Source organism: Streptomyces sp. NPDC090499, from assembly GCF_044769305.1.
Taxonomy (GTDB): Bacteria; Actinomycetota; Actinomycetes; order Streptomycetales; family Streptomycetaceae; genus Streptomyces.
Genome location: NZ_JBIVXP010000002.1, coordinates 1 through 25177, shown reverse-complemented (window position 1 = coordinate 25177; position 25177 = coordinate 1). Strand labels below are relative to the sequence as shown.

The 25177-nt window shown below is 69.2% G+C and carries 22 protein-coding genes and 1 tRNA gene; 15 read left to right on the top strand and 8 right to left on the bottom strand.

Annotated features, from left to right (window positions below; genetic code table 11):
* The first annotated feature begins 137 nt into the window (after positions 1–137).
* Together ACIQVL_RS08455 and ACIQVL_RS08450 are read left to right on the top strand one after the other, a co-directional pair.
* A complete protein-coding gene (locus ACIQVL_RS08455; RefSeq protein WP_403474823.1) occupies positions 138–890 on the top strand; it encodes a DUF6879 family protein in 753 nt (250 codons plus the stop codon).
* Positions 891–900: 10 nt separating this feature from the next.
* On the top strand, positions 901–1752 hold the full coding sequence (locus ACIQVL_RS08450) for a helix-turn-helix domain-containing protein (RefSeq protein ID WP_403474822.1): 852 nt from the start codon (positions 901–903) through the stop codon (positions 1750–1752).
* 94 nt (positions 1753–1846) lie between these two features.
* Here ACIQVL_RS08450 and ACIQVL_RS08445 read toward each other — a convergent pair whose 3' ends face one another.
* The 5 genes from ACIQVL_RS08445 to ACIQVL_RS08425 form a co-directional block, all read right to left on the bottom strand.
* Positions 1847–3250, bottom strand: coding sequence for an OFA family MFS transporter (locus ACIQVL_RS08445; protein ID WP_403437849.1), 1404 nt, complete (start codon positions 3248–3250; stop codon positions 1847–1849).
* Between the two features lies 1 nt (position 3251).
* Entirely contained in the window at positions 3252–4640 is a 1389-nt protein-coding gene (locus ACIQVL_RS08440) for an OFA family MFS transporter (protein ID WP_403474821.1), read from the bottom strand.
* Between the two features lie 123 nt (positions 4641–4763).
* Positions 4764–6908, bottom strand: a complete 2145-nt coding sequence (locus ACIQVL_RS08435; protein ID WP_403474820.1) for an acetate--CoA ligase family protein — start codon at positions 6906–6908, stop codon at positions 4764–4766.
* A gap of 4 nt (positions 6909–6912) precedes the next feature.
* Positions 6913–8145 (bottom strand): formyl-CoA transferase, encoded by a 1233-nt coding sequence (gene frc / locus ACIQVL_RS08430; protein ID WP_403437852.1) that lies wholly within the window; start codon positions 8143–8145, stop codon positions 6913–6915.
* Between the two features lie 12 nt (positions 8146–8157).
* Positions 8158–9840 carry a thiamine pyrophosphate-binding protein gene (locus ACIQVL_RS08425; RefSeq protein WP_403474819.1) on the bottom strand — a complete coding sequence of 561 codons (1683 nt, stop codon included), beginning with the start codon at positions 9838–9840 and terminating at the stop codon, positions 8158–8160.
* A 189-nt stretch (positions 9841–10029) separates the two neighbouring features.
* Here ACIQVL_RS08425 and sucC point away from each other — a divergent pair, with 189 nt between their 5' ends.
* The 4 genes from sucC to ACIQVL_RS08405 all read left to right on the top strand — a co-directional run bounded on the left by sucC (position 10030) and on the right by ACIQVL_RS08405 (position 13948).
* A complete protein-coding gene (gene sucC, locus ACIQVL_RS08420; RefSeq protein WP_403474818.1) occupies positions 10030–11160 on the top strand; it encodes an ADP-forming succinate--CoA ligase subunit beta in 1131 nt (376 codons plus the stop codon).
* An 11-nt stretch (positions 11161–11171) separates the two neighbouring features.
* Entirely contained in the window at positions 11172–12056 is an 885-nt protein-coding gene (gene sucD, locus ACIQVL_RS08415; RefSeq protein ID WP_403437856.1) for a succinate--CoA ligase subunit alpha, read from the top strand.
* 2 nt (positions 12057–12058) lie between these two features.
* Complete coding sequence (locus ACIQVL_RS08410; RefSeq protein WP_403474817.1) at positions 12059–13594, top strand: aldehyde dehydrogenase family protein; 1536 nt, start codon at positions 12059–12061, stop codon at positions 13592–13594.
* A gap of 269 nt (positions 13595–13863) precedes the next feature.
* Positions 13864–13948 (top strand) — tRNA-Leu (locus tag ACIQVL_RS08405).
* A gap of 160 nt (positions 13949–14108) precedes the next feature.
* Here the strand turns inward: ACIQVL_RS08405 and ACIQVL_RS08400 are convergent.
* Positions 14109–14942 carry a hypothetical protein gene (locus tag ACIQVL_RS08400; RefSeq protein ID WP_403474816.1) on the bottom strand — a complete coding sequence of 278 codons (834 nt, stop codon included), beginning with the start codon at positions 14940–14942 and terminating at the stop codon, positions 14109–14111.
* A gap of 785 nt (positions 14943–15727) precedes the next feature.
* On the opposite strand from ACIQVL_RS08400, the gene ACIQVL_RS08395 reads away from it, so the two are divergent.
* The 9 genes from ACIQVL_RS08395 (at position 15728) to ACIQVL_RS08355 (ending at position 23507) form a co-directional block, all read left to right on the top strand.
* Positions 15728–16309: a hypothetical protein gene (locus ACIQVL_RS08395; protein ID WP_403437861.1), complete on the top strand. Its 582-nt coding sequence runs from the start codon at positions 15728–15730 to the stop codon at positions 16307–16309.
* Positions 16310–16384: 75 nt separating this feature from the next.
* Positions 16385–17359 (top strand): ATP-grasp domain-containing protein, encoded by a 975-nt coding sequence (locus ACIQVL_RS08390; protein ID WP_403474815.1) that lies wholly within the window; start codon positions 16385–16387, stop codon positions 17357–17359.
* Positions 17360–17403: 44 nt separating this feature from the next.
* Positions 17404–18144, top strand: coding sequence for a PIG-L deacetylase family protein (locus tag ACIQVL_RS08385; RefSeq protein WP_403437867.1), 741 nt, complete (start codon positions 17404–17406; stop codon positions 18142–18144).
* A complete protein-coding gene (locus ACIQVL_RS08380) occupies positions 18129–18641 on the top strand; it encodes an NUDIX domain-containing protein (protein WP_403474814.1) in 513 nt (170 codons plus the stop codon). Before ACIQVL_RS08385 ends, ACIQVL_RS08380 begins: the two co-directional genes overlap by 16 nt.
* Positions 18631–19593: a nucleoside hydrolase gene (locus ACIQVL_RS08375; protein ID WP_403474813.1), complete on the top strand. Its 963-nt coding sequence runs from the start codon at positions 18631–18633 to the stop codon at positions 19591–19593. The genes ACIQVL_RS08380 and ACIQVL_RS08375 overlap by 11 nt, the downstream gene beginning before the upstream one ends.
* A complete protein-coding gene (locus ACIQVL_RS08370) occupies positions 19590–20474 on the top strand; it encodes a glycosyltransferase family 2 protein (protein ID WP_403474812.1) in 885 nt (294 codons plus the stop codon). The genes ACIQVL_RS08375 and ACIQVL_RS08370 overlap by 4 nt, the downstream gene beginning before the upstream one ends.
* Positions 20471–21292 carry an HAD family hydrolase gene (locus tag ACIQVL_RS08365; RefSeq protein WP_403474811.1) on the top strand — a complete coding sequence of 274 codons (822 nt, stop codon included), beginning with the start codon at positions 20471–20473 and terminating at the stop codon, positions 21290–21292. The genes ACIQVL_RS08370 and ACIQVL_RS08365 overlap by 4 nt, the downstream gene beginning before the upstream one ends.
* Positions 21289–22569, top strand: coding sequence for a sugar efflux transporter (locus ACIQVL_RS08360; protein WP_403474810.1), 1281 nt, complete (start codon positions 21289–21291; stop codon positions 22567–22569). The genes ACIQVL_RS08365 and ACIQVL_RS08360 overlap by 4 nt, the downstream gene beginning before the upstream one ends.
* Before the next feature lie 104 nt (positions 22570–22673).
* Positions 22674–23507 carry a glycosyltransferase family 2 protein gene (locus tag ACIQVL_RS08355; RefSeq protein ID WP_403437880.1) on the top strand — a complete coding sequence of 278 codons (834 nt, stop codon included), beginning with the start codon at positions 22674–22676 and terminating at the stop codon, positions 23505–23507.
* A 14-nt stretch (positions 23508–23521) separates the two neighbouring features.
* Here the strand turns inward: ACIQVL_RS08355 and ACIQVL_RS08350 are convergent, their stop codons facing one another.
* Both ACIQVL_RS08350 and ACIQVL_RS08345 read right to left on the bottom strand, forming a co-directional pair.
* Entirely contained in the window at positions 23522–24763 is a 1242-nt protein-coding gene (locus ACIQVL_RS08350) for a cytochrome P450 (protein ID WP_403474809.1), read from the bottom strand.
* Positions 24760–25167 carry an amidohydrolase family protein gene (locus tag ACIQVL_RS08345; protein ID WP_403475207.1) on the bottom strand — a complete coding sequence of 136 codons (408 nt, stop codon included), beginning with the start codon at positions 25165–25167 and terminating at the stop codon, positions 24760–24762. The genes ACIQVL_RS08350 and ACIQVL_RS08345 overlap by 4 nt, the downstream gene beginning before the upstream one ends.
* Positions 25168–25177 lie beyond the last annotated feature (10 nt).

The following is a 25177-nucleotide window of genomic DNA, read 5'->3' as shown; positions in this document are numbered from 1 at the left end:
ACGCTGTTTTCTCGTGATTTCTCAAGGGCATGCTGAGATTGCTCGCACTTTCTTCCATGCCCGGCCCGATCCCGTAGTGCCGAACTGGGGCCACGTCCATGCTGATTGGATCAGCGGTCTCAGAAAGGACAGAGCCCATGGCTCGTCAGCTACGCTTCACCGGCACGGACAGTAAGGTCGATGGCTGCCCCGCCCTGCACACCGACACCGCGAGCGGCGAGATCATTGTCCAGGGCGCGCCGGTCACCGATCCTGACGAACTAGCGCAGCTGCGGCACTTCGGCCCGGACGACTCGGCCGTGGTCGTACCGCGCGAGCTGCTGGTGAACTGGGGGCCGAAGGAGATGGAGCGGGTGCCCGAGCTGGTCGACCGCGACACCTTCCGGCGCCTCTTCGAGACCTTCGAACACACCGCCTGGCGCCTGGAGACCCGGCGCGGCTACGCCTCCGACCGCCAGGACCCCGATTTCCAGATGTTCCTGACCACCGGTACGACGGTGCTGGACCCGGGCGAACCGTGGTTCACCAACATCCGTCGCCAGACCGAAGCCGGTAAGCGCGTCGGCCGGGTGCGGGTCGCTGACAACCCGCCGACCACTGAACAGCTGTTCTTGCTCGACTACGCCCGGCACAACGCCACGGTCGGTGAGGACATCCGCTACCTGTGGCGAGCCGACGCTGACCGGCTTGCCCTGCCCGCCGAGGACTTCTGGATCTTCGACTCGCGGCTGGTCGCCCTTCTGAACTTCGACGACACCGACAACCTGCTCAGTATCGAGCTGATCACGGAGCCCGCCGAGGTCGTGCGGTACTCCATCGTGCGGGACGCGGCCATGCACGGCGCCGTCTCACGTGACCAGTTCGCCGAGCGGGTGGCTCAGACCAGCTAGAGCGCGACCGGTGAGCACGGACTACCAGCAGGCGCGGGAAGCCCTGGGCGCGCGACTACGTGACCTCAGGTTCTCGTGCCCCGGTGGCCGGCTCACCGGTCAGCAACTCGCACAGCGGCTCGGCTGGCCCGGCTCGAAGGTCTCGAAACTGGAGCTGGGCAAGCAGACCGCCACCCCCGAGGACCTCAGGGCGTGGGCCGACGCGACCGACCAGCCCGACCTGTACGCCGAGCTGGCCGCCCGGCTTGCCGGTTTCGAGTCCCACATCAGGTCGTGGCGCCGCGCCCTGGCCAACGGCTTCGCGCCTCTCCATGAAGGCCTCACCCAGGAGCTTGAGCGCACCTCCGAGCTGTGGATGTGGGAGGAATCGGTGGTCGCTGGTCTGCTCCAGACCCCCGAGTACGCCCGTCACGTCCTGCGGCGGTACGCCGACCTGATGGGCTCGGCCAGCGACATCGAGGACGGCGTGCGCTCCCGCGTCCAGCGCCAGGAGTGGGTGTACCGGCCCGGCCGCAAACTCCACGTGCTGATGTGGGAGGCCGCGCTCAGGTCGCTGATCTGCCCGCCCTCCGTCCTCGCGGCCCAGCTCGACCGCCTTGCGGGCGTGATCGGCATGGACACCGTCGAACTCGGCATCATCCCGTTCACTGCGTCCGTGAAGATCGTGCCCGCCAACGGCTTCTGGGTCCTTGATGACCGCCTGGTCGTCGCCGAGGACTGGCACGCCGAACTCTGGCTCGACGACGTCGACAACGTCACCCTCTACAAGAAAGTCTGGCGGACCCTGCGCCAATCCGCCGTCTACGGCTCTGACGCCCACAACGTCATCGGCGCCGCCCGTCGTGCCCTGAACCCCCTCTGAAGCATTTGGCCTCATGCTGGCAGCGGCTGAGTCCCGGACACCGGTCCGGGACTCAGCACCGGGAAGACCTCGGCCTGAGGCTCCGCGGAATCCGTCAGGTCGCCGTCTGCGGCTGTGCCGTCACCACCTTCGCGCCGGTGCCCGTCTTGCGCCCCGGCTGCCGCAGCAGCAGTGCTATCGCCGCCGCCAGCATCGAGATGCCGCCCGCCAGGGCGTACGCGCCGTTGTAGCCCCAGGCGCCGACGACCATGGAGCCGAGGCCGCCGCCGAAGAGGCCGCTGATGAGTTTGCCGCTGTAGACGAGGCCGTAGTTGGTGGCGTTGTAGTTCTCGCCGAAGTAGTCCGGGGTGAGGGCGGCGAAGAGCGGGTAGAAGGCGCCGCCGCCGAAGCCGGAGAGGAAGGCGAAGAAGAGGAACAGCCACTCGCTCTTGATGTCACCGGCCCAGATCACGCCGAACTGGGCGAGGCCGAGGACGACGATGACGAAGACGAGGGTCGGTTTGCGGCCGAGGCGGTCGGAGAGCCAGCCGACCACGCCGCGGCCTATGCCGTTGATGACCGCCATCACGCCCATGGACGAGGCCGCGACCAGGGGGCCGAAGCCGACGTCCTTGGCGAAGTCCACCTGGAAGGAGATGCCGAAGATCGAGACGCCGGCCGTCATGACGATCGCGATCCACATCAGGGGGAGCATGCCGGTGCGGATCGCCTCCTTGGGGGTGAACTGGCGTACCGCGGGCGGGTTCTTGGCGAGGGCCGCGCCGCTCCTGGTGCCGGTCGCGTACGTGAGCGGGTCGACATCGGCCGGCCACCAGTTCTTCGGCGGGTCCTTGAAGAAGAACGCGGTGACGAGGACGACGACCATCACGTAGGCGCCGATGAGGTCGAGGACGCGGTGGTAGTTCGCCGTGTCGAAGGCGTAGTTGAAGATGAAGATGAAGGGGAGCGAGCCGTAGGCGAAACCGCCGTTCACGAAACCCGTGCGGGCACCCCGGCGTTCGGGGAACCACTTGCCCACCATGTTGATGCAGGTCGCGTAGACGAGGCCGGAGCCCAGCCCGCCGATCACACCGAAGCCGATGATCGCCAGCCAGATCTCGCTGATGTGGGAGAGGGCCAGGAAGCCGATCAGGCACATCCCGGAGCCGGTGTACATGGCGCGACGGGCGGTCAGGATGCCCTTCTCGCGCAGCCAGCCCGCCGGGAAGGCGATGCCGGCCTGGAAGAACACCCAGACGCTCAGGATCCAGAAGGTGTTGGACTGCGTCCAGCCGTGCGCGTGGGACAGGGTGTCCTCCGCCGAGCCGTACGCGTACTCGAAGACGCTGATCGCCATCATGGCCAGCCACGGGAGGTACACCATGATGTTCCGGGAGTGGCCGAGGATGTCCCGGTCGGTCTCGCCGATCCGGTAGACGCGGCCGCGGGCGTCCGTGACCTCACGGTACGGGCGGCGTCCGGCGTCCGTGCTGTTCGTGGCTACAGGGTCTGCCGTCATGTCACGCCATCTCCTCGCCGAGCGGCTGCGGGTTGGGGACGATGCGCCGGGCGCTGGGCCTGCCCGGTGCCTTGAGGAAGAGGGCCAGCACTGCGGAGGCCAGGCCGACGGAACCCGCGAGCACGAACGCGCCGTGGTAGTCCCACTCACCGACGACGACCGCGCCCAGACCGGAGCCCACCAGGCCGGAGATCAGCTTGGAGCTGTAGACCATTCCGTAGTTGGTGGCGTTGTTGTTCTCACCGAAGTAGTCCGCCGTCATGGCCGCGAAGAGCGGGAAGATCGCCCCGCCGCCGAACCCGGAGACCATGGAGCAGAACAGGAAGAACGGCATGCTGTGCATCTGGCCGGAGACCAGCACGCCGAACTGCGCCGTACCGAGCACGATGCACACGATGATGAGCGTGTTGCGGCGGCCGTACCGGTCGGAGATCCAGCCGATGACGCCGCGGCCGGTGCCGTTGACGATCGCCTTCAACGACATCGCGGTGGCGACGATCCCGCCCGCGAAACCCATGTCCTTGCCGAACGGCACCTGGAAGGCGATGCCGAAGATGTTGATCCCGGCCGTGCAGAGCAGACAGAACCACATCATCCACAGGACGGGGGTACGGGCGGCCTCCTTGGGTGTGTACTGCTTGACCGCCGGCGGGTTCTTCTCCAACGCCCGCCGGATCTTCGGGTCCTGGGTCGCTTTCAGCGGGTCGACGTGCGGCGGCCACCAGTTCTTCGGCGGGTCCTTGAAGAACCAGCCGGCCGACGCCACCACCAGGCAGAGCCCGATGCCGACCGAGGTGAGCAGGACCCGGTAGTTGCCGAGGTCCAGGACGGAGGTGAAGAGGAACACGAACGGCACGGATCCGTACGCGAAACCGCCGTTGACGAAGCCCGTCTTGCCGCCCTTGCGCTCCGGGTACCACTTGCCGACCATGTTCACGCAGGTCGCGTAGACGAGACCGGCGCCGATGCCGCTGCACATGCCGAAGCCGAGATAGGCGACGACCACGTTCGGCGCGAACGCCAGCGCCACATAGCCCAGCAGCGTGCCCACCGCGCCGATCAGCATGGCCGTACGGGCGGGGAGCCGTCCGCTCTCCCGCAGCTGCCCGGCCGGGAAGGCCACGGCCGCCTGGAAGAACACCCAGACGCCCATCAGCCAGAAGATGTGCCCGCTGCTCCACAGATGCGCCTCGTGCAGCGTGTCCTCCGCCGACGTGAACGCGTACTCGGCGGAGCTGATGCCCATCATGCCCACCCAGGGCAGGATGACCATCCACTTGCGTGTCCGGCCCATCAGATCGACATCGCGTTCGCCGATCCGGTACCTGCGGCCGTTGCGGTCCGTCACCTCCCTGAAGGGGACGGACGCCGTTAGATCGATGGATGACATGTTCGTTCAGCACCCCTTGCGTCGAAAGTTCTGGCCAGCGCCCCCTGTCCAATGCCTTTCGTGCGCGCTCGGGTCCCGGGGCCGGCCGACGCGCACCGCCGGCCGGCCCCTTCCTCGGCTACGTCATGACCCGCCCCCCAACAGTCCGGCCGCCCGCGCCCAGCGGTACTTGGCGCCGAGCACGGCCACCGGCCGTTCGGTCGTGTACGGGTACGCCACGACCCCCCGCTCGTACAGGTACTGGCAGGCCTCCTCGACCTCGACGTCCCCCGCGAGCGAGGCGACGACCGGCTTCTCGATGCCCCGCTCCCGGAACTCCGCGACCACGCGGGCCGTCAGTTCGGCGAAGACCATCGGCGGGGTGACGATGGTGTGCCAGTAGCCGAGGACCAGCGCGTGGATCCGAGGGTCCTCAAGACCCAGCCGGATCGTCGCCTCGTACGTCGACGGCGGCTCGCCGCCCGTGATGTCCACCGGGTTGCCGGCGGCGCCGAACGGCGGGATGAAGCGGCGGAACGCCTCGTCCAGGTCCGGCGGGATCTCCATCAGGGTCAGTCCGTTGTCGGTGATCGCGTCGGAGAGGAGGACGCCACTGCCGCCCGCACCGGTGATGATCACTACGTTGTCGCCCTGCGGGGGCGGCAGCACCGGCAGGCCGCGCGCGTACTCCAGCATGTCGTTGAGGCCCGGCGCCCGGATGACGCCCGCCTGCCGCAGGATGTCGTCGTACACCGCGTCGTCGCCCGCGAGCGCGCCCGTGTGCGAACCGGCCGCCTTGGCACCGGCCGCCGTCCGGCCCGCCTTGAGGACCACGACCGGCTTCTTCGGTACGGTGTTCCGCGCCGCCTCGACGAAGGCGCGGCCGTCCTTCAGGTCCTCCAGGTGCATCGCGATGCACTCGGTGTGCGGGTCCTCGCCGAACCAGGTCAGCAGGTCGTCCTCGTCCAGGTCCGACTTGTTGCCCAGGCCGACGATCGCCGACACACCCGTCTTGGTGGTGCGCGCGAAGCCCAGGATCGCCATGCCGATGCCGCCGGACTGGGAGGTCAGCGCCACGCCGCCCTTGACGTCGTACGGCGTGCAGAACGTGGCGCACAGGTCCTGCCAGGTGGAGTAGTAGCCGTAGATGTTGGGGCCGAGGAGGCGGATGCCGTACCGCTCGCCGATGGCGACGATCTCGGCCTGGAGCTCGTCCTCGCCGGTCTCCGCGAAACCGGACGGGATCAGGACGGCGTTGGGGATCCTCTTCCGGCCCACCTCCTCCAGCGCGGCTGCCACGAACTTGGCGGGAATGGCGAAGACGGCCACATCCACCTCACCGGGAACGTCCGTGACACTCTTGTACGCCTTGCGGCCCAGAATGTCATCGGCCTTGGGGTTCACCGGATGGATCTCCCCGGCGAAGCCGCCGTCCACGAGGTTGCGCATCACCGAGTTGCCGATCTTGCCCTGCTCGTTGGAGGCACCGATCACGGCGACCGAGCGGGGCTGCATCAGCCGGCGCATGCTCGCCAGGATCTCGTCGCGCGTGTACTTCCTGCGCTCCGGCGGCTGCTTCTCCGCGAGGATGATCCGGATGTCGGCGGCGACCGCGCCCTCCGCGGTCGCGATCACCGGGTTGAGGTCCACCTCGGCGATCTCCGGGAAGTCCGCGACCAGTTGGGAGACCCGGCGGATCTGCTCGGCGACCGCCCAGCGGTCCACCCCGGCCTGCCCGCGCACCCCGCGCAGCACCTCGGCCGCCTTGATCGAGTCCAGCATCGACAGCGCCTCGTCGGCGGAGACGGGCGCGAGCCGGAAGGTCACGTCCTTGAGCACCTCGACCAGCACCCCGCCGAGCCCGAACGCGACGACCTTCCCGAAGGTCGGGTCGGTGACCGCGCCGACGATCACCTCCGTGCCCTTCGGCAGCAACTCCTGGACCTGGACGCCCTCGATGCGGGCCTCGGCGTCGTAGCCGCGCGCGTTCTCGATGATCCGGTGGAAGGCCGCGCGCACGTCCGCGGCGCCCTCCACGCCGACGATCACCCCGCCCGCGTCGGTCTTGTGCAGGATGTCCGGCGACACGATCTTCATGACCACCGGTCCGCCGAAGCGTGCCGCGTACGCCACCGCCTCGTCGACGTCCGTCGCCAGTTCCTCGCCCGGTACGGCGATCCCGTACGCGTCCGCGACCACCTTGCCCTCGGGCGCGGTGAGTGCCGTACGGCCCTGTGCGCGCACGGAGTCGAGGAGCTCGCGGACCCGCAGCTCCCGGTCCTCTGCCATCACGTCAGATCACTCCGTTCGACTTGAGCAGGCGCAACTCCTCGTCGCCGAGACCGAGTTCGCCGATGTAGACCGCTTCGTTGTGCTCGCCGAGCAGCGGCGAGCTGGTGACGTCGACGGGGGAGTCGGAGAGCTTGAGCGGGCTGCCGACGGTGACGAACTCGCCGCGCTCGGGGTGCGGGACGGTCACCACCATCTCGTTGGCGACCAGCGACTCGTCCTCGATGATCTCCTTGGTGGAGAGGATCGGCCCGCACGGGATGTTGTGGGCGTTGAGCCTCTCCAGCACCTCCCACTTGGGCAGCGTCGAGGACCACTCCTCGATCAGCTGGAACATCTTGTTGAGCTTGGGCAGGCGGGACTCCGGGGTCGCCCACTCGGGGTCGTCCGCCAGCTCCGGCCGGCCGATCAGCCGGGTGATCGGCTGCCAGCCGACGGGCTGCACGATGACGTAGACGTAGTCGTTGGGGCCGCCCGGTGCGCACTTGACCGCCCAGCCGGGCTGGCCGCCGCCGGAGGCGTTGCCGGAGCGCGGCACCTCGTCGCCGAAGTCCTCGTTCGGGTACTCGGCGAGCCGGCCGTGCGCGAGCCGCTGCTGGTCGCGGAGTTTGACCCGGCACAGGTTCAGCACGGCGTGCTGCATGGCGACGTTGACGCGCTGGCCGCGGCCGGTGTGTTCGCGCTGGAAGAGTGCCGCCAGTATTCCGGCTACTGTATGCACTCCGGTGCCCGAGTCACCGATCTGCGCGCCCGTGGCCAGCGGCGGGCCGTCCTCGAAGCCGGTGGTCGCCATCGAGCCGCCCATCGCCTGGGCGACGACCTCGTACGCCTTGAAGTCGGTGTACGGGCCGTCCCCGAACCCCTTGATGGAGGCGTAGACGATCCGGGGGTTGATCTCCTTGATGCGGTCCCAGGTGAACCCCATCCGGTCGACCGCGCCGGGGCCGAAGTTCTCCACCATCACGTCCGAGCGGCGGATCAGCTCGGTGAGGAGTTCCTTGCCGCGCTCGGTCTTGGTGTTGAGGGTGATGCTCCGCTTGTTGCAGTTGAGCATCGTGAAGTAGAGGGAGTCGACGTCCGGGAGGTCGCGCAGCTGCTTGCGCGTGATGTCACCGGTCGGCGCCTCCAGCTTGACCACGTCCGCGCCGAGCCAGGCGAGCAGCTGGGTGGCGGAGGGGCCGGACTGGACGTGGGTCATGTCGAGGACGCGAATGCCCTCAAGTGCCTTGGCGGTCATGGGCGTTCCACCTCACTTGTACATGGTCTGGTTCATGGTTCCGGGGGCGTACGCGTCCGGGTCGACCCAGACGTTGATCAGCGACGGCCTGCCCGACTCCCGGGCCCGGCGCAGCGCGGGGCCGATGTCGGCGGGGTCGCGGACCTCCTCGCCGTAACCGCCCAGCAGCTGGGCGAACTTGTCGTAGTGGACGTCCCCGAGGGTGTTGCCGACCCGCTCGCGCTCCTTGCCGTACTTGGCGGCCTGGCCGTAACGGATCTGGTTCATCGAGGAGTTGTTGCCGACGATCCCGACGAAGGGGAGGTCGTAGCGGACCAGCGTCTCGAAGTCCCAGCCGGTCAGCGAGAACGCGCCGTCGCCGAAGAGGGCGACCACCTCCTTGTCGGGGCGGGCCTGCTTGGCGGCGAGCACGAAGGGGACGCCGACCCCGAGGGTGCCGAGCGGGCCGGGGTCCATCCAGTGCCCCGGCGACTTGGGCTGCACGACCTGACCGGAGAAGGTGACGATGTCGCCGCCGTCGCCGATGTAGATCGAGTCCTCGGTGAGGAAGTCGTTGATCTCGCTGACCAGGCGGTACGGGTGGATGGGGGAGGAGTCCGACCGCAGCTGCGGCAACCGCTTCTCGATCGCCGTCTGTTCGGCGGCGCGCAGCTCGTCCAGCCACTCCTTGCGCCGGGAGGCCCCGCCGTTCACCCGGCCCGAGGCGGCCTCGGTCACGGACTTCAGGACCAGGCCCGCGTCCCCGACGATCCCGAGGTCGATGTCCCGGTTCTTGCCGACCGTGCGGTAGTCGAGGTCGATCTGCACGACGGTCGCTTGCGGGGAGAGCCGCTTGCCGTAGCCCATGCGGAAGTCGAAGGGGGTGCCGACGATCACGATGACGTCGGCGTGGGAGAAGGCGTAGCGGCGGGAGAGCTGGAAGTGGTGCGGGTCGCCGGGCGGCAGGGTGCCGCGGCCGGCGCCGTTCATGTACGCCGGGATGTTGAGGGTCCGGACCAGCTCGATGGCGTCCGCGGTGCCGCGGGTCGTCCAGACCTGGCTGCCGAGCAGGATGGCCGGCTTCTCGGCGTGCACGAGCAGGTCGGCGAGCTTCTCGATCGCCTCGGGGTCGCCGGCCGAGCGGGTCGAGGCGCGGTAGGCACCCGCCTTGGGCACCCGCGCCTTCTCGGCCGGGACCTTCGCGTCGAGGACGTCACGGGGTATCTCCAGGAAGGAGGGTCCCGGCGCGCCGTGGTAGCACTCGCGGAACGCCATGGAGACCATGTCGGCGGCGCGCGCGGTGTCCGGGACGGTCGCCGCGAACTTGGTGATCGGCGTCATCATGTCGACGTGCGGCAGGTCCTGCAGTGACCCCATCTTGTGCTGGGTGAGCGCGCCCTGGCCACCGATCAGCAGCATCGGGGACTCCGCGCGGAAGGCGTTGGCGACCCCGGTGACGGCGTCGGTCGTGCCCGGCCCCGCGGTGACGACCGCGCAGCCTGGCCTGCCGGTGATGCGCGCGTAACCGTCGGCGGCGTGCGCGGCCACCTGCTCGTGGCGGACGTCGACGACTTCTATGCCCTCGTCGACGCAGCCGTCGTAGATGTCGATGATGTGGCCGCCGCACAGGGTGTAGATGCGGTCGACCCCCTCGGCCTTCAGCGCCTTGGCAACGAGATGACCACCGGAAATCACGTCCTGGGTGTCGTCGGGCATGGCGGAGTCCTGTCCCTTCGTAGGGGGTTGGAACGCTCTCGCGGTACATTGCATACAGTCGACGAATACTGTATGAACCTTGTTATCCCGCATCCGGTGGGTGGTGTCCAGGGGGCGTGCGGCACTTTTCAGTCATCGGAGTTCGGCCTCTCGATGACTTCTCGACGGACTTCGCAGACAGGAGCCGGAATGGACCTGTACGAACACCAGGCAAGGGAACTCTTCGAAGATCACGGCATCGTGGTGCCGAGGGCCGAGGTCACCGACTCGCCCAAGGAGGCCCGGGAGATCGCCCGCCGGCTCGGCGGCAGGGTCGTCGTGAAGGCGCAGGTCAAGACCGGTGGCCGGGGCAAGGCGGGCGGCGTGAAGCTCGCCGCCGACCCGGCCGCGGCGGAACTCACGGCGCGTCAGATCCTCGGGATGGACATCAAGGGACACACGGTCGGCAAGGTGATGCTGGCCCAACCCGTCGACATCGACCGCGAGTTCTACGTCTCCTACGTCCTCGACCGGGCGGCCGGCGGCTTCCTCGCGATCGCCTCCGCCGAGGGCGGCACGGAGATCGAGGAGGTGGCCGCGACCCGGCCGGAGGCCGTGGCCCGGATCCCCGTCGACCCCGCGGTCGGCGTCACCTCCGCCAAGGCCCAGGAGATCGCCGCGGCCGCCGGACTGCCGCCGCAGACCGTCGACGTCCTGGTACGGCTCTGGCAGGTCCTGGTCCGCGAGGACGCGCTGCTCGTCGAGGTGAACCCGCTCGTGCGCACCGCAGAGGGCCGGATCCTGGCTCTCGACGGCAAGGTCACCCTTGACGACAACGCCCGCTTCCGGCAGTCCCGGTGGGGCGCGGAGGAGGGCGAGCACCCCGACCCGCTGGAGGCGGCGGCCGCCGCGAAGGGGCTCAACTACGTCAGGCTCGACGGCGAGGTCGGCATCATCGGCAACGGCGCGGGCCTGGTGATGTCCACCCTGGACGTGGTGGCCGGCTGCGGCGCACGGCCCGCCGACTTCCTGGACATCGGCGGCGGCGCGTCCGCCCAGATCATGGCCGACGGACTCTCGGTGATCCTGTCCGACCCGTCGGTGAAGTCGGTCTTCGTCAACGTCTTCGGCGGGATCACGGCGTGCGACGCGGTCGCCGACGGCATCGTCCGGGCCCTGGAGACCGTCCGGCTCACCAAGCCGCTGGTGGTCCGCCTCGACGGCAACAACGCGGCCCGCGGCCGGGCGATCCTCGACTCCCGCGCGCACCCCCTGGTCGAACAGGCCACCACCATGGACGGCGCCGCCCGCCGCGCCGCCGAACTCGCCACCACCGCCTGAGGAGTTCTGTCATGGCGATCTACCTCACCAAGGAGAGCAAGGTCCTCGTCCAGGGCATGACCGGTGCCGAGGGCATGAAGCACACGCGGCGGATGCTCGCCGCCGGGACCGACGTCGTCGGCGGGGTCAACCCGCGCAAGGCCGGGCAGAGCGTGGACTTCGCCGACCGTGCCGTCCCGGTCTTCGGCACCGTCGCCGAGGGCATGGCGGCGACCGGCGCCGACGTCACCGTCGTCTTCGTGCCGCCCGCCTTCGCCAAGGCGGCGGTGCTGGAGGCGGCCGACGCCGGCATCGGCCTCGCGGTGGTGATCACCGAGGGGATACCCGTCCACGACTCGGTGGCCTTCACCTCCTACGCGCGGGCCAAGGGCACCCGGATCATCGGCCCCAACTGTCCGGGCCTGATCACCCCCGGCCAGTCCGACGCGGGCATCATCCCCGCCGACATCACCAAGCCCGGCCGCATCGGTCTCGTCTCCAAGTCGGGCACCCTGACCTACCAACTCATGTACGAGCTAAGGGACATCGGCTTCTCCACCTGCGTGGGCATCGGCGGCGACCCGGTCGTCGGGACCAGCCACATCGACTGCCTGGCCGCCTTCCAGGACGACCCCGACACCGAACTCGTCGTCCTCATCGGCGAGATCGGCGGCGACGCCGAGGAGCGGGCCGCCGCCTACATCCGGGAGCACGTCACCAAGCCGGTCGTCGGCTACATCGCCGGGTTCACCGCGCCCGAGGGCCGCACCATGGGCCACGCGGGTGCCATCGTCTCCGGCTCGGCCGGCACCGCACGGGCCAAGCAGGAGGCGCTGGAGGCGGTCGGGGTACGGGTGGGGAGCACGCCGACCGAGACCGCCCGGCTGGTGCTCGAACTCCTGGAAGCGGGGGGCTGACCATGGACCTCGTCCGCAAGCCCGGCACCGGCTGGGACGACGCCTGGGCGCGCAGTCTCGACCTCGCCCCCGAGGCCTTCCGGGACGACCGCGTCCTCAACCTCTGGGCGGGCGCCTGGCAGCCCGACGGCCGCCCGCTCCCCGCGACCAGCCCCGTCGACGGCAGCCCGATCGCCGGCGCCCCACGCCTCGACCAGGCCACCGCGCACCGGGCCGTCCGCGCCTGCCTCGACCAGCACCGTGCCTGGCGGCACATCCCGCTGGCGGAACGCCGGGCCAGGATCGCCGCCACCCTGGACGCCCTCACCGAACACCGCGAACTCCTCGCCCTGCTGCTCGTCTGGGAGATCGGCAAGCCGTGGCGGCTGGCCCAGGCGGACGTGGACCGGGCGATCGACGGGGTCCGCTGGTACCTGGACGGCATCGGGCCGATGCTCACCGGGCGGGCCCCGCTGGACGGGCCCGTGTCCAACATCGCCAGCTGGAACTACCCGATGAGCGTGCTCGTTCACGCGGTACTGGTCCAGACCCTGGCGGGCAACGCGGTGGTGGCGAAGACCCCGACCGACGGCGGGGTCGCCTGCCTCACCCTGGCCTGCGCGCTGGCCGCCCGGGAGGGCCTGCCGGTGACGCTGCTCAGCGGCAGCGGGGGCGAGCTGTCGGAGGCGCTGGTGCGGGCGCCCGAGATCGGCTGCGTCTCCTTCGTCGGCGGCCGGGACACCGGGGCGGCGGTGGCCACGGCCGTCACCGACCTCGGCAAGCGGCACGTACTCGAACAGGAGGGACTCAACACCTGGGGCATCTGGAACTTCACCGACTGGGCCGCGTTCACCGCCGTCGTCCCCAAGCTCTTCGACTACGGCAAACAGCGCTGCACCGCCTACCCGCGCTTCGTCGTCCAGCGTGAGCTGTTCGACGAGTTCCTCACGGCCTACCTCCCGGCGGTGCGCCGGCTCCGGATCGGCCACCCCCTCGCGGTCGCCGACCCCGCCGACCCGCTTCCCGAGCTGGACTTCGGGCCGGTGATCAACGCGGCCAAGGCCAAGGACCTGACCGACCAGGTGGCCGAGGCCGTCGACCGCGGCGCCGTCCCGCTGCACCGCGGCAGCGCATCCGACGCCCGCTTCCTGCCCGGCCAGGACACGTCGTCGTACGTCCACCCGGTCACCCTCCTCAACCCGCCGCCCTCCTCGCCGCTCCACCACGCGGAACCCTTCGGCCCGGTCGACACGATCGTCCTGGTCGACACCGAGGCGGAACTGCTGGCCGCCATGAACGCGTCCAACGGTGCGCTGGTCGCCACGCTCTCCACCGACGACGAGGCCACCTTCGCGCGCCTGGCCCCGCAGATCCGTGCCTTCAAGGTCGGCCACGGCACGCCACGCTCCCGCGGCGACCGCGACGAGCTCTTCGGCGGCTTCGGCGCGTCCTGGCGGGGCGCCTTCGTCGGCGGGGAACTGCTGGTACGGGCGGTGACCAACGGGCCGGCGGGGGAGCGGCTGCCGGGGAACTTCCCGGAGTACCAGCTCATGCCCTGACCCCGCGCAACGCTCATGCCGTGGCGCGCCCGCTACCCGGGCGCGCCCGGTGCCGGACTCCGGGGTGCGATCCCGCGGCCCCGGCCGAGGAGGCGCGGTGGGCCGCAGAGCGCCGCCCCCGCCCGCCCGGTGACGGGCCGGCCACGCGCCGTGACCCGCGCCCACCTGCGCCGGAGCCGACGGAAACGCAGGTGAAGGGCACTCCGAAAGCTTGGTATTGTTGTCCATGTCGCCGCGGGGAGCACCCCCGGTCAGGCGGCAGACACCTAGTCCGGGTGGCGGAATGGCAGACGCGCTAGCTTGAGGTGCTAGTGCCCTTTATCGGGCGTGGGGGTTCAAGTCCCCCCTCGGACACAGATCACCACCCCAACCTGTGCGGGTCGAGGAATGCCTCGGCCCGCACAAGGCGTTTTGCGGCATCGAACGTCGGTTCGAGATCGGGGTCCGGACCGACCCGGACGGATGCGTCGGCGGCGAGGGTGGGACTTGATCCCGCCCGCCGGGAGCCCTGTGTTCAGGGGCGCCATCCGGGGTTGTTGCGCGCCGACTCGTGACGGCTGTAGTCCGAGTGCTTGAAGCGGTGGTACTCGAATATCTGGTCGGCCCAGACGGGATCGAAAGGAAGATGACTGCGCAAGGCGTTCACCTTGCCGATGATTCCCTTTTTCTCCGCACGGTTGAAATCGGCGATGGCGGCGAGTTCGCCGGTCTCCTCGACGATGGAGAGAATGTCGTCGAAATAGCTGGTGACGCGCGGTAACAGGTGTGCGTCGTCCGCGTCGCGGAACAGCGTCAGGGCCGATGCGGTGGAGGAGTAATAGTCCAGGTCGAAGGAGACGAACCCGACCGGATTCCCGGCCAGGTGTTCTGCGTGGGTGCGAAGGAACTCGGGTACCGTCTCGGACACGTCTCCGAGCACGAGTCGGGCCGAGCCGGCGAGCCGAGCGAGCAGCTCGTCCTCGTGCATCTGGTACTGGCCCTGCGTCCACATGTAGGGCACATCTCGATAGTCGGCGGAACCGGGCAGTCCACGACCGGTGTCGAAGCCGAGGACATGGATGTCGACACCGCTGGTGCGGGAGTAGTGCCGAGCGTGCCGGCTCAAGGACTCGAGTCCGCCGCCGTCTCCCACGCCGAACTCGATGACGGTCACCCCGTCGTACCCCAGCGAGCGGGTCAGCTCGACGGCTTTGCGCACGCCGTAGGCGTACATGGGCCGGTCCACGAGGCCGAAGGAGTAGCGCAGTTCGTCCGGCAGTACCGGAATGCGTTCCGTGAGCCGAATCATCGACTGCAACCGATATCCCGACATGGACAAGTCGCGCAGTGTGCGGATGAGATCGGGCATGGTCACTCCTCTCTCTCCAGTCGTCTTCACTGCGAACGGCCGGGAGCCGGTGGACGGGATGCCTCTTGCGTGCGGCCGTGGTCGCAAACGTAGATCATCGCAGTTGAGAACCATCAGCAGGATTCGCGCCGCCCTGCCCGGGGCGCTATGCCCCCGTTTGCACCCCAACTGGCGACGGTCAGCCGCCAGTTGGCGAGTCGCTCCTGTCGTACGGGCCGACGCCTGACGAGGTGGCGACCGCAGTTCAGCGGGTCGCGAGGCGGACCTCGATTCCTTATGAGTTAAGTAAAGGCGTGGTGTCGTTCGGGTGGCTGATTCCGGCCCTCGCCGACGGGTCGGTTGCCCTGCTCGACCTCCACCGTGGAGGCCCTCGTGTCTCGGCCCGGCCAGGTCGCGAGCCGTGTGCACCTCCCGTCCGCGTCGCAGTCCTGGGCGTTAACCGGCCAACCGATCGTATACACGCCTTTGTTTAAACCATGAAAGAAGAGTGTTGCTCTTCATGCCGCCTTTGAGCAGCGGATTGCCGGCCCGGGCGCATCGGCGCGCACGGTGCGAGTGCTCGGCCGTCACGCGTGCCGCTAGGGGCCGATTAGCTGCTGAACCAGTACATTCCCGCCCCGCCCGGCGGGGCGTGAAAGTTCCTACCCCTCTTCCGCTGCCGCGATCTACGTTTGCGGTCATGTCGGAGTGAACAGCGCCTCGTCTGGCATCGCCCAGCCCCTGCGGAAGCGAGCGGAAGCCCTCGCGCAAGGGGCGGCGCCGTCCATCGAAACGCAAGGAGGAACATGTCCCTTCCGCCGACCGACCGAGACCCCTGGGCAGACGTGACAAGCGTCCGCGGATTCCAGTGCGACGAGCTGATATCCGCCCTTCAGAAATACATCCGCAGAGGGAACCTGGAGGAGGCGCTTCTCGTCGCGCGGGAGATGTACGAGACGAGCCCGGAGCTGGAATCGCACTTGTGGAACCGGCTCTTGGTGATCTCGGTGTCGGACTGCAATGACGGGACCTTCCTGCAGACGCTCGTCGTCGAGTCCCTGCATCGCGTGGGCATGCGCATGCAGCGGGGCACCGGCGAGCGCTGGGGCTTCCTTGTCCAGGCTGTCCGCTACCTGGTCGCGTTCCCCAAGGACGAGACCACGGACGAGATATGCATGTGGTCGCGCCATACGATGAACAAGGGGATCCGCGGCCCGGTCGTCCCGGACTACGCGCTCGACATCCATACCGAGGCGGGTCGCAAGATGGGCCGCGGGATGGCTCATTTCCTCGGGGACGGCACGGTCATCGCCAACCCGTACCCGGGTGCCGACCCGACCTTCGGTGAACGCGTCCGGGAGATCGTGGCCCGGGGGGAGTGGGGCTGACCGTGTGTCCGACGGCACTGCCTCCTCCCGCGCCGCGGCGGGGACTCCTGCGAGTCTGAGAACGAAATGGACCGTATGCGGATAGTTGTCACGGGAACCGGCGGTGCTTCCGGCTACGCGGTGGCACTGCAAGCCGATCGGCTCGGGTACGAAGTTCTCTGGGCCGACGCCGATCCCCTCTGCCCTGCACTGCTGGCCAACTCCCACCGGGCGCAACTGCTTCCGCCGGCGTCGGAAGGCGGCGCATATCTCGAAGCACTGGCGAAGGCCGCCGGGGAGTTCGGAGCCGACTGCGTCAGCTTCAACACGGACGCCGAGGTCCGTTACGCCGCCGACCAGGTGGACACCCTGAGCGAGTTGGGCCTGACGCAGTGGATTCCTTCACCTGAAACGGTTCGGGTGTGTTCGGACAAGGCGGAGTTCGCACGTCGACTGAGCCGGGACCCCCGATTCCGGACTCCGGTCTCCTTCTCGGCCGGTGAACTGGAGGCCGATCTCCTCCCGGCTGCCGGCGTGTTCGTCAAGACGCGCTCGGGCAGCGGCGGGACGGATGCCATGGTCTGCTCCAGCCGGCCGGAGCTGGATGCCTGGCTGGCCCGCAATCCGGACGGACTGGTCCAGGAAGTGCTGACCGGACCGGAGTTCTCGGCCGACTGCCTGTACACGGGCGCGGATCTGCCGCTCGTCGTCGCCCGGCGGCGACTGCGGACCCGCTCGGGCATGTCCACGGTCACCGAGACCTTCCATCACCCGGAACTCGAACGACTCATCGTCGAACTGCTCCGGGAGCTGAAGGTTGTAGGGCCCTCCTGTGTGCAGGGATTCCTCCAGCCCGACGGCATCGTCTTCACAGAGATCAACGTCCGGTTCGGAGGCGGATGCGCGGCGGCGTTCTGGGGCACGACGCATCTGGTGGAACAGTACCTCGCTCTTCTGACCACCGGAGAAAGAAAACTTCCTGAAGGGATACACGGAAGACGGGATTTCACCACGACCACGCTCGTGCGTGTTCCCGGCTACGAAACGCTCCGGGTCAGGCCGGAGACGTAGAAAACAACCACTCTCATGGAGACGTGAACGGGGGAGGACGAGAAATGGCGCGTGGGAGCGTGCTCGTAATTGCGCCACACCCTGATGACGAGACGTTCGGGTGCGGAGGCACCATGGCGACACTGGCAGCCTCCGGCATGGACGTCTATGTGGAGCTCATCGTTCAGCACGGGATCAACACGGGCGGCCCGGCGACGGCCCGGGTCACCGTCGACAGGGGTGCGGAGTTCGCGCTGGCCTGCAGCAAGCTGGGCGTCAGTGATTTCCACGTGATGATCGAGGACGGCGATCACCGGGACACGCTGCACACACAGGCGGCGCGTCTCGTCGAGTCGATCGAGTCCGGTTCCCCGATCTCGATCGACCGGGTGCGGCCACAACTCGTGCTGCTGCCGACTCGCGGGGCATTCCACCAGGACCACCAGGTGGCCCATCAGGCGGCGTTCGCCGCATGCCGCAACCGCGGATCCGGGCATCACACGCCACCCGTGATCCTGGGCTACCAGTGTCCCGAGGACTCATGGAGCTCGCAGTTGGAGCAGGCGACCGCGACCCTCGACATCACCGGGCACTACGGCCAGAAGCAGGCCGCGATCGCGTGCTACCAGCACCAGACCAAGCCGGACCCGCACCTGCGGTCCATGAGCGGCATCGAGAGGGCCGACGCCGTTCAGGGGGCTGCCATCGGCGTCCCCTACGCCGAGTCGTTCGTGACGTACCGGACCGACCTGAAGTTCATCGCCGAGGCGGCAGGAGCGCGGGGGCTGGTGTGCGAGAACACCTAGAGGACTGGGAGTGGGCTCAGACCCTCGTCAGGTTCACCGACCGAAGGCCTCCGGACGAAGTGGTCCAGAGCGTTCGTGCCGTCCCGCTGGTCGGGAACGGTGTCGTGGTCTGCCGGCTGTCCGACGGCACGGCCTTTCTCCCCGGTGGTACCAGAGAGGAAGGCGAGTCCGTCGACGCGTGCATGAGACGGGAACTCGCCGAAGAGGCGGGCTTCCTCGTGACGGGGCACCCCCGCTGGTTCGCCGCGCACAGCGGCGTCTCCTACCACCGTGTCCCCTACAAACCGTATGCCCCCTTCCCGCTGAAGGCCTGGCTGTGGGGAGTGGTCGAAGGGGAGATCGTCGGTCCCCCCACGAACCCCGCCGGCGCCGAACAGGTCGCCTCCGTCAGCGTGCTGCGACCGGAGGATGCCGTGGACCTTCTCGAAAAGGAAGGTCGCGGCTACGCGCAGGCGCTCCGTTTCTGGATGAACTCGGGAGCGTCCATTGAGTTCTGAGCCGGACAGCGCGCGCGATCTGATCGTCGACACCGACACGCTGGGCATCAACGACGACGCTCTCGCGCTCCACTATCTCTTCGCCATGGCGCGGGTCCCCCGCCTGATCACCACCGTCTTCGGAAACGTCACGGCCACCGCCTCGGCGGGACACGCGCGCGCACTGGTACGTGATCACCTTCTGGACATCGATGTCGTGCGGGGATGCGAGCAGCCCCTGTGGTGGCGCGGGCCGGTCCGGGAGGACGTGCGCGAGGTCCTCGCGGCCCTGCCGGAGGAGACGTACCTTGCCTCGCTGCACCCTGGCAACGAGGGCTTCTGGGACACCGGCATCGAGGACGGACCGGCTCCGGATGCGCTGGCCGCGGCCCTCACGCAGTCTCAGGGGGCCGACGTCCTCGCCATCGGGCCCGTCACCAACATCGCACGGGCCCTGCGGCAGCTCGCCCCTTCCGACCAGGCCCGGCATCGTCTGTGGATCTCCGGTGGCTCCATCAGGACCGGAAACGTCACGGACCACGCCGAGTTCAACACGTTCGCCGATCCGGAAGCCCTGGAGGAGTGCCTGTCGGCGCGGTGGCAGGCCGTGGTGATGGTCCCGCTGGAGGTCCTGGCGGCCCCCCGGCTGGTTCCGGCGGCGGTGGAGCGGATCCGGCGTACCGGCACTCCGCTGGGCATGGCTCTGGACAGGCTCGAACGCGAGTCGCCGCGGGGCGAGAGCACGGACCGCGAACCCATCTGGGACGTGGTGGCGGCCGCACTCCTGGCGGACGGCACCCTGTCCTGCACGAAGGAGACGGGGACCGTCTCCGTCGGCACGGATCTGGCGCACCGCGGGGCCATCCGGTTCGAGCAGGGCGACGGAACGCATCATCTGGTGACGCACACCGATCCGGATGCCGTGGTCGAGCGGTTCGAAGCAGCCGTGAGCCGGCCGAGGAGCTCCTCATGAGCGCCGACGCCGTCGACTCCGCACCTTCACCCGCGCCCACGCCCGCGCCGTTGTCCTCGCAGGACCTGACGATCGTCATCCCGGTCCGGGACGATCCCCTGATCTATCGGTGCTTGGCGTCCATCGACGTCCCCTGCCCCGTCATCATCTCCACCAACGGGTCGCCGGACTGGTTCCTCGCGGGACTGACGACCTATGCGAAGGCCGCACCGCGGGTGACCGTCCTGAACACTCCGGAGAGCGGGATCGGTCTGGCCTACAACCGCGCGATCACGCACGCGGTCACACCACTGGTTCTCCTCATGGACTCCGACTGCGTGTTCGAGCCAGGAGCCGTCTCGGCGATGCTGGCCGAAGCGTCCTTCGGACTGGTCAAGGGACGCGTTCAGTTCGAGACCGCGGGGCGCGGCAGCCGTCTGGTGGCCGCGGCCCGACGGCTGACGGAAGACCCTCTGGTCACGAAGAAGGTCAACGCCTACAGCCCGCCTCTGCTCTACAGCACGGACATCGTGCAGAAGATGGGCGGCTATCACTTCAACACCGCGATGAAGTGGCGCGAGGACCGCGACTTCGAGCTGCGCCGACGGAAGTCGAACGTACCGATCCGGCTGGTCCCGCAAGCGGTCATCTGGCACAAGCCTCTCACCGTGCGGGACGACCTGAGAAGCGTCCGGGCCTACGGAGCGGGCCAGGCGCTCGGTGAATCACTGGGAGTGCTGCCCCCCTTGTTCCTGCGCCACGAGCTGAGGAAGGCAGCCACGGTGGTGTGGCGAGGCGTGCAGCGCGGCGAACCCGGCGCAGGGGCCTACGCCGCCCTCAGGAACCTCCTGGTGGTGGCGAGCCGTGCGACCACGATACGGCGTCCACGGGAGACGAAGTGATCAGCGCGATCTTCTGCGACCTCGACGGGACTCTCGTCCGCCCCGGCGGGTTCGTCCTCGACGAGGACATCGACCTGCTCCGGCAGGCGACGTCCGGCGGAGCCCGTCTCGTCTTCGTGACAGGGCGCCCCTCCCGCTGCCTGTCCGATCTGCCGCCGGCGGTCGAGCAGCTCTCCCGCCACGTCGTCACCTCGAACGGAGCGTCGGAGACGGTGGACGGCGGGCTGCGGATCCTGGCCACACTGGACCGGGAGCGGGTGCGGGACTTCTGCCGAGCGCTCCGCAGGGCCGACCCGATGGTCAGCTTCGCGACGGAGTTCGAGTCCGCGTTCGGTTACGAGCCGGGATATGCCTGGTGGCCGGCCACGGATACGGGGGCGGACGGATTCTGCGCGGACATCCCGGACCTGGTCGGCAGCGCCCTGCCCATCACGAAACTGCTCTGCCGCAGCGGCGAGCTGAACGCCCGGGACCTGGCCCGCACCGCGCAGGCCCTGGGGTTCGGAGTCACCGTCACCTACTCCTGCGGGCCGGAGGAAGGCGGACCGGTCGAGGTACTCTCACCCCTCGCTTCCAAGGGGCACGCAGTGCGGAGGATCCTCCAGGAAGCGGACCTGACACCGGCCGACGCCGTCGCTTTCGGAGACCGGGCCAACGACATTCCGATGCTCGAATCCGTCGGTGAGGCTGTCGTGATCGGCACTCCTGCCGAACCCGGCCTCTCGGTCTTCTCGTCCGCGGCCTCGGTGGGCACCTGGCTGGCGGCTCACGTCGATCGCTGGCGTACCTGCCGTCCGGGCAACGGGAGAACCCCATGAAGCCCGCGCGTCCCACTGCCGCCGGGAACGCGGAGCGGACCCCCGGGGCGCGCCGGTCCACCAGGACGGCGTCGTCCCTGGGTATCGCCGCCGGGTGCTACGCCCTCGCGATGTCGGTGTTCGGCACCACGCTCAGCCTGTTCCTCGCGGATGCCGTGGGCGCGGGACCGGGACGCATCGGTCTGTACTTCACCGGCTGTGCCGTCGTCGGTATCGGCATCAACCTGGCCATGGGCTGGTTCTCCGACCGGCTGTCCGACAGAAGGACCGCCCTGGCCGCGACCGCGACGGCAGGGTGTGCCGGCGCGCTGATCTTCACGGGCGCCCGTGACTACGCGGTGGTGTTCGCCACCGGGGCGGTGCTCCTCGGCCTCAACGAGGCGTACATCTCCCAGTTGTTCGCCTACGTCAAGGAGTTCGCCGACGCGACCGGCAGAGAGGTGACCCCCTTCAGTTCCGCGGTGCGCTCGATCTTCTCCGCCGGATGGGTGATCGGTCCGCCGGTCGGCCTCTACCTGCTGACCCACGCGGGGTTCGGGCGGATGTACGCGGCTGCCGCGGCCCTGCTGCTGCTCACCGTGGTCCTCGGCCGGTGGTTCCTGCCGGCCCTGCCCGCGCGGCCCCGTCCGGAACCCAAGGACGAGTCCGGGGGCCGCCGTTCGGCCCTGCACAGCCTCCTCACCACCGTGCCGCCCCGTACCTGGCTCCTGCTCGGCTCGGTCACAGCGGTCAACGTGGCGAACCAGATGTACCTCATCGCCATCTCCCTGTACGTCACCAGGGATCTGCACCTGTCGGCCTCCCTGGTCGGCTTGATGGCCGGTGCCTGCGCGGCCCTGGAGATCCCGCTGATGATCACGGTGGGCCGCCTGGCCGACCGGGTCGGGAAGGTACGGGTCGTGGCCGCCGCCGTGGTCCTCGCCGTCCTCTTCTTCTGCCTGCTGCCGATGGCAGGGTCGGCGCCCGCTCTGATCGCCCTCCAGGTGCCCAACGCCATGTGGATCGCGGTGATCACGAGTCTTCCCATGGTGGTGGTGCAACAGGAGGTACCCGGCGGGACGGGCACCGTGTCCGCGCTCTACTCGTCCACCTTCCCGGTGGCCCAGTTGCTGGCCGGAGCGATCACCGGGGTGGTCGCCGCGCAGGCGGGCTACCGCAGCGTCTTCTGGATCTGCGCCGTTCTCTGCGCGCTCGCCGCCGTCCTCCTCCTCTTCCGCATGGCCGCGCGGGGCGCGAACGACGGCAGCCCGGCGAACTCGCAGGAGGCAGCGGCCTAGCGTCCTCGGCCGTGCGTCTTCGCCCCGCCGCTTCCCCCCTCCCTCGGCCCCCGCTTCGGTGCGGGGTCACCGAACCGCCCAGATGAAGACGAGAGAGATCTGACGTGACGATCCGCTTCGTATCCGTCGTCGGCGCCGACACCGGCTTGCTGGATGCCGCGATCAGGCACTACCGCGCCCTCGGCGTCGAGTCCTTCCACATCGCCAGGCACATCGAGTCGTTCGACGACCCCGGCTTCCGGCGCTCCCGGGAAGTGGCCGCACAGCACGGCATTTCCTTCGCCGCGGTGCACCAGGGCCCCTGGGACGAGGACCTCAACGGATATCTGATCCGGGCGCAGATGCGGCGCCACCCCGAGGACTGGTGGGTCGTCGCCGACCTTGACGAGTTCCACGTCTACGACCGGCCGCTGAGCGAGATCATCGCCGCGTGCGAAGCCGGCGGGTACGACTACGTCAAGGGCGCCCTGCTGGACCGGGTGGCCGCCGACGGCAGCCTGGCGGCGCTGAACCCGCACGCATCCGTCTGGGCGCAGTACCCACTCGCCGGACTCGTGACGCTGCGCCTGCCGGGAGGCGGATCGTCCAAGGTGACCCTGGCCCGCGGCGACGTACGACTGCACCTCGGACAGCACGGTGCCGAGACCGGGCGGCCCATGCCCGCCGAAGAGTCCTTCCCCCAGGTCCACCATTTCAAATGGAACGACTCGGTGCTGGCCCGGCTCGTCCAACGGGAACAGGCCTACGCGTCGGGCGACTGGCACCTGACCTACCCCGACACCGTGGACGAGTCCCGCCGGATGCTCCGGCACCTGGAGGCCAACGGCGGGCGTATCGACGTCACCGCGCCGGAACTCTCCTTGCACCGCTGCGGCAGCGCCTACACGGACTACGGACCGTGGCCGGAGCTCGTGCCCCTGCTCAAGACCATCAGATAGCGCGCATGCGTCGGTCACCCGTCGGGATCGAGTACGACCGGAAGCTCCGCGAGGCCGCGGAAGGCAGGGAAGGGAACCTCCAGCCACCGTGTTCCGGCGCGCGGGTCGGCCAAGGTCATCCTCGGGAACCGGTCGAACAGGGCGGAGAGCGTCAGCTGCATCTCCAGCCGGGCCAGCGGGGCTCCCAGGCAGTAGTGGCTGCCGTGCCCGAACCCCAGATGCGCGTCCTGCGCGTTGCCCGGACGCATCACGTTCAACTCGTCCGGGGCGTCGAACTTCGCCGGATCGCGGTTGGCCGAACTGAGCGCGACCTGGACCAGGGCCCCCTTGGGAATCCGGGTCCCGCTGTACTCCACGTCCTCGGTCGCGTAACGGAACGTCGCGCTCTCCACGGAGCCGTCGTAGCGCACCAGTTCCTCGACCGCGGCACGCATCAGCTCCCCGTTCTCCCGCACGGCGCGCAGCTGTCCGGGATGGGACAGGAGGTGATGCACGGCGTTGCCGATCAGGTACGCGGTCGTCTTGTGACCCGCGAACATCAGCAGGAACGCCGTGGACACCAGCTCGTTCTCGGTCAGCCCGCCGTCGTCGTCCCGGACCGCGGTGAGCGCGCTCAGGAGATCGTCACCCGGGTGGCTCCGCTTGGCGGCGATGAGATCCGAGAAGTACGCGTGCAGATCCTCTTCCGCCTTCTGCTGGGCCCGCTTGGCCTCCTCGGTGAAACCGCTCTGGGCCACCGCGGAGGACAGGTTCTGCATCCGCGACCGCTCCTGGGGCGGAACGCCGAGCAGATCGCAGATCACGACGACCGACAGCGGGAACGCGAAGGCCGGCAACAGGTCGAAGGGCTCCCGGACCGGGCACTCGTCGAGCAGGCTCCGCACGATGTCCTGGATCTTCGGCCGCAGGGCCTCCACCCGCCGTGGGGTGAACGCGGAGTTGACCAGCCTGCGCAGCCGCGTGTGCTTGGGCCCGTCGGAGTTGAGCATGTTGTCGTCCAGGGCGACGGACGAGTCACCGAAGATCCTCCGGTAGGCGTCCATGGCCCCGTACATGTCCTTGCTCAACCGCGGATCCGCCAAGGCGGCCCGCGCGTCCTCGTACCGGGTGATCAGGTACGTCTCGTTGCCGTGCGGCGGTCGCATGGGACAGACCGGGGCCGCGTCGCGGAGACGGGCGTAGACCGTGTGAGGGTCCCGCCGGAACTCCGGGGTGCAGCGTTCGGCCGCGGTGACGGCCTCTTGCGTGGTGGTCACGGACGACTCCCGAGGTCGAAGATCGCCTCGGCGTTGCCACCGAGGACGAGCTGCTGCGACGCCCGGTCGACCGGCAGCTTCTCGATCATGCGGATCTGTTCCTGCAGTGGCACGGCCAGTGGCGGTGAGTCGGTACCGAACAGCATCCGCCCGGGACCCAGCACCTCCGCGTTCAGGCTCAGATGCGCCGAACTGAACGGGCTCGTGTCGACGTACATGCGCCGCAGCGCGGCGACCGGGTCGACGGCCGGTGCCCGGTCCGCCGACGGGGCCGCGGCCGCCTCGGGCCGGCCGGAGGGCGGCGGGGGGGCCCCCCCCCCCCCCGCGCGGGCCCCCCCCCCCCCCCGGGGCCCGCCCCCCCCCCCCCCCCCCCCCCCCCCCCCCCCCCCCCCCCCCCCCCCCACCCCCCAGAAC